The sequence below is a fragment of the Pseudomonas sp. DrBHI1 genome, from assembly GCF_002205115.1.
Lineage (GTDB): Bacteria > Pseudomonadota > Gammaproteobacteria > Pseudomonadales > Pseudomonadaceae > Aquipseudomonas > Aquipseudomonas mosselii.
Genome location: NZ_NIBE01000097.1, coordinates 60,199 through 65,314 on the forward strand (window position 1 = coordinate 60,199; position 5,116 = coordinate 65,314).

Here is a 5,116-nt window from a genome sequence, read left to right on the forward strand (position 1 = left end):
GTCGATCGCTGGGGATCGCCGTGGCCCGTTCGAAGCCGGCCAGGTTGGCCTGCCACCACTGGCGCGCCTCGTCGAGGTCCTGGCGCTGCAGCCAGCCGATGTAGTCGCGGTAGCGCGGCGGTACCGGCAACTGGGCCTGGCGTCCCTCGCCCAGGGCCTGGTAGATCTCGAAGAAGTCGTTCATCAGCAGCGAGCGGCACCAGGCATCGATGAGGATGTGGTGGTTGCTCATCATGAACCAGTAGCGTGCCTCGTCGACGCGCACCAGGCGCAGGTGGAACGGCGCTTCGCGCAGCAGTTCGAATCCGGCCTCGCGCTCCTGCTTGTGCAAAGCCTGCAGACGCGCCTCCTGGGCGATCTCGTCGAGGCCGCGCCAGTCCTGGTAGTCCATCGGGGTCTTGCCGGGCTTGTGGATGATCTGCAGCATCGCTTCGCCAGCGTTCCAGCTGAACGATGCGCGCAACGCCTCGTGCCGTGCCACCACGGCCTGCCAGGCCTGGGCGAAACGCTCGGGGTCGAGGGCGCTGTTGATACGGTAGCGGTCCTGCATGTAGTAGATGCCGGTGCCCGGCTCGAGCAGGGTGTGCAACAGCAGGCCTTCCTGCATCGGCGTCAGCGGGTAGACGTCCTCGATCTCGGCGGCCGGGATCGGCAGCGCGTCGATCTGCTCCTGGGTCAGTTGCGCCAGCGGGAAGTCCGACGGCGTGAAGCTGCCGTTGCCGTCCGCCAGGCAGTGGCCGATCAAGGCCAGCAGCTCCAGGCGGTAGGCTTCGGCCAGGCGGGCAATGGTCGCTTCGTCGTAGCGCTCGGCGCTGAAGCTCCAGCGCAGTTGCAGCGCGCCGCCGTACACCTGGCCATCTACACTCAGCCAGTTCGGCAGCGGCGCATCGAGGTCATGGGCCAGGCCCGCGGGGGCGTCCAGCGGCTGGAACAGCGCCGCCTGGTCGAACTGCTGGTCGAACTGGCCCAGGTAGTTGAAGGTGATGCGCGCCTGGGGCAGCGCGGCCATGCGTTCGCGCCCGGCCTCGTCGGCCAGGTAGCGCAGCACGCCATGGCCCAGCCCCTTGTGCGGCACCTGGCGCAGTTGCTCCTTGATGCGCTTGATCGACCCGGCACGGGCCGACTCGTCCTCGCCCATCTGCGGGCTCAGGCTCAGCGGGTAGGCATTGGTGAACCAGCCGACGCTGCGGGTCAGGTCCATGTCCTCGAACAAGCCGTCACGGCCATGGCCTTCAAGCTGCACCAGCACCTGTTGATCGCCGCTCCACTGGCACAGGGTGCGCGCCAGGGCGGTCAGCAACAGATCGTTGACCTGGGTGTGGTAGGCCGCCGGCGCCTGTTGCAGCAGCTGGCGGGTCTGTTCGACGTCCAGCTCGATGGCGATGCTGCGGGCATGCCTGTGCAGGTTGCCGCCCTGGGGATGGTCGCAGGGCAGTTCGCGACGGGCGCTGCCCAGTTGCGCCTCCCACCAGTCCAGCTCGTCACGCAGCGAATCGCTGCCGGCATAGCTGGCCAGGCGCGCCGCCCAGTCGCCCATGGCATGGGTCTTGGCGGCCAGCGTTTCACCCCGATAAAGCGCCTGCAAGTCTTCCAGCAGGACACGCCAGGACACGCCATCGACCACCAGGTGATGGATCGTCAGCAGCAGGCGCTGGGCGCCCTGCTCGTCGCTGACCAGCAAGGCGCGCAGCAGCGGCCCCTCGGCAAGGTCGAGGCTGCGCTGCGCATCGGTATAGAGGGCCTGGCAGTTCTCGAAATCGCTCACGGTCGCGGTCCACAGCAACGGCTGGGTGCTCGACTGGGCGTACTCGGCCTGCCAGCGGCCATTGGCCCGGCCGAAGCGCAGGCGCAGGCTGTCATGGTGTTCGACCAGCGCGGCCAGGGCCTGCTCCAGCGCCTCGGCCTGCAGCGGCTGGCGTACCTGCAGCAGCACGGCCTGGTTCCAGTGCTGTGGTTGCGGCACTTCGCTGTCGAAGAACCAGTGTTGGATTGGCGTCAGGCCGGCTCTGCCCTCACGCGGGCCCTGCTCGATGCTGCCCGGCGCCTCGCTGCGGGTCACCACCGCCGCCAGGGTCTGGATGGTCTGGTGCTGGAACAGGTCGCGCGGGGTGAACTGCAGCCCCAGCTGACGGGCCCGGCTGACCACCTGGATCGACAGGATCGAGTCGCCGCCCAGTTCGAAGAAGTTGTCCTGCACGCCGATGCGCGACAGGTTGAGCACTTCGCGCCAGACCTGCGCCAATTGGCTTTCCAGCTCATTGGCCGGTGCCTGGTAGTGCTGGCGCGCCTGCTGCAGGTCCGGCGCCGGCAGCGCGCGGCGGTCGAGCTTGCCGTTGCCCATCAGCGGCAGGCTGTCGAGCAGCACCAGGTGCGCCGGTACCATGTAGTCCGGCAGGTGCTGGCGGGCGTCGGCCTTGACCGCCTCGCGCAGCTGGGCCTGGGCCTCGCCGTCGGCGCTGGCCTGCGGGCACACCAGGTAGCCCACCAGTTGCTTGCCGCCCGGCAGGTCGAGGGCCAGGACCACCGCCTCCTCGACGTCGGCGTGCTCCTGCAGGCGGCTTTCGATCTCGCCCAGCTCGATACGGAAGCCACGGATCTTCACCTGCTGGTCGGCACGCCCGACATATTCCACCAGGCCATCGGCGCGCAGGCGTACCAGGTCGCCGGTGCGGTACAGGCGGCCACCGTCATGGCTGAACGGGTCGGCGACGAAGCGCTCGGCACTCAGGCCTGGACGGTCGTGATAAGCCTGGGCCAGGCCCGCGCCGCCCACGTACAGCTCACCGATGCCGCCCTGTGGCAGCAGGGCCAGGTCGTCGTCAAGGATGTAGGCCGTGCGGGCGCCGATCACCCGGCCGATCGGCACGCTGCCGGCGTCGACGGGCAGCGTGTCCGGTGCCAGGCACGCCAGCGGCATGACCACGGTTTCGGTCGGGCCGTAGGCGTTGAAGAACTGTTGCGGGGCAAAGGCCTGGCGGATGCGCTGCAGGTGTTCGCCGGTCAGTGCCTCGCCGCCGGTGATCACCAGGCGCACCGGCAACTGCTCGCCCTGCCCGGCCAGGTACTGGGCCAGCTGGCTGCCGTAGCTCGGGGTGAAGCCGAGCACGCTGACCTGCTGTTCGCGCACCAGCTGGCAGATTTCCTCGGCGCCCCATTGGCCCTGGGCGCGCAGCACCACGCGGGCGCCGCACAGCAGCGGCACCAGCAGGCGCTCGCTGGCGGCGTCGAAGTTGATCGAATAGAAATGCAGCTCACAGTCGTCGCTGCGCATGCCGAACTCGGCGATCACCGCCTTGCAGTGCATGGCGATTTCACCGTGGCTGACTACCACGCCCTTGGGCTTGCCAGTGGAGCCGGAGGTGTAGATCAGGTAGGCCTGGTGCTGCGCCAGGTTGAGGTTGTCCAGGGCAGCGTCGCTGTAGGCGGACAGGCTCGCGGCATCGTCCTCCAGGCTCCAGCGCGCGACGCCCGGCGGCAGTTCGCCCAGGGTGTCGAGCAGGTCGCGCTGGCCGATCAGCAAGCCGAGGCGGCTGTCCTCGATCATGTAGCGCAGGCGGTCGAGCGGGTATTCCGGGTCCAGCGGCACGTAGGCGCCACCGGCCTTCAGAATGGCCAGCAGGCCCACCACCATCTCCAGCGAGCGCTCCAGCGCCAGGCCCACCCTCACCTGCGGGCCGACGCCACGCTCGCGCAGGGCGCGGGCCAGGCGGTTGGCCTGCTGGTCGAGCTCGGCATAGCTCAGGTGCTTGCCGGCAAAGGTCAGGGCCAGGGCCTGCGGGGTGCGCTCGGCCTGGGCGGCGAACAGGCCGTGCAGCGTCTGGTTCAGCTCGACGTCCTGCTCGCCCTGGAGCTGGCCGATCAGCACCTGCTGCTCGGCTTCGGCGAGCATCGGCAGTTCGCACAGGCGCTGCTGCGGGTCATCGATCAACGCCACCAGCAACTGCTGCCAGTGCTCGGCCATACGGGCGATGCGCGGCTCGTCGAACAGGTCGCGGCTGTAGGTGAAGCAGCAGCCCAGGCGGCCGTCGAGGTCGGTGACCTCCAGGTACAGGTCGAACTTGGTGGCACTGGCGTCGTTGACCAGGTAGTCCACCTGCATGCCCACCAGCTCGCGGCTCTGCTGGAAGGCCCAGCGCTGCACGTTGCACATCACCTGGAACAGCGGGTTGTAGGCGCTCGAACGCGGCGGTTGCAAGGCCTCGACCAGTTGCTCGAACGGCAGGTCCTGGTGCGACTGGCCGTCGATGATGGTCTGGCGCACCTGGTCGAGCAGCGCGTCGGCGCTCATCTGCCCGTCCAGCTCGCAGCGCAGCACCTGGGTGTTGAGGAAGGCGCCGATCAGTCCTTCGCTTTCCGGACGGATGCGGTTGGCCACCGGCGCGCCGATGCGCAGGTCGCGCTGGCCGCTGTAGCGGTGCAGCAGCGCGGCCAGGGTGGCGGTCATGGTCATGAACAGGGTCAAGCCGCGCTGGCTGTTGAAGGCATGCACGCGCCTGACCAGCGCCGGATCGAGGTCGAAGCGGTAGAGTTCACCCTGGTGGCTCTGCACCGCTGGGCGCGGACGATCGGCCGGCAGCGCCAGCACCGGGTGCTCGTCACCCAGGCGGTCTTTCCAGTAGGCCAGCTGACGGGCGCCCTCGCCGCCTTCCAGCCACTGGCGCTGCCACACGCTGTAGTCGAGGTACTGCACCGGCAGCGGCGCCAGCGGCGACTCGCGCTCGTCGACGAAGGCCTCGTACAGCTCGCCCAGTTCACGGGCGAAGATGTCCATGGCCCAACCTTCGGTGACGATGTGGTGCAGGGTCAGGACAAAGTAATGCTCGCGCTCGCCGGCCTTGACCAGGCAGGCGCGCAGCAGCGGGCCGCGCTCCAGGTCGAACGGCTGGTGCGCCTGGTCGTCGGCCAGTTGCTGCAGGCGTTGCTGGCGGGCGTCGTCGGCCAGGGCGCTGAAGTCGTGCCAGTGCAGTTGCAGGTGGCTGTCATCGGCCACGCACTGGTAGGGCTTGCCGTCGATGCTGGGGAAGGTGGTGCGCAGGGTTTCATGGCGCACGATCAGCGCCTGCAGGGCGCGTTCGAAGGCGTCCACATGCAGCGGCCCCTGGAAGCGGGCCATGCC

Annotated in this window: 1 pseudogene; it reads right to left on the minus strand. The window is 68.8% G+C overall.

Annotated elements, in window-relative coordinates:
- Positions 1–5,116, minus strand: a pseudogene (locus tag CC207_RS27845) (non-ribosomal peptide synthetase); the annotation flags it as partial.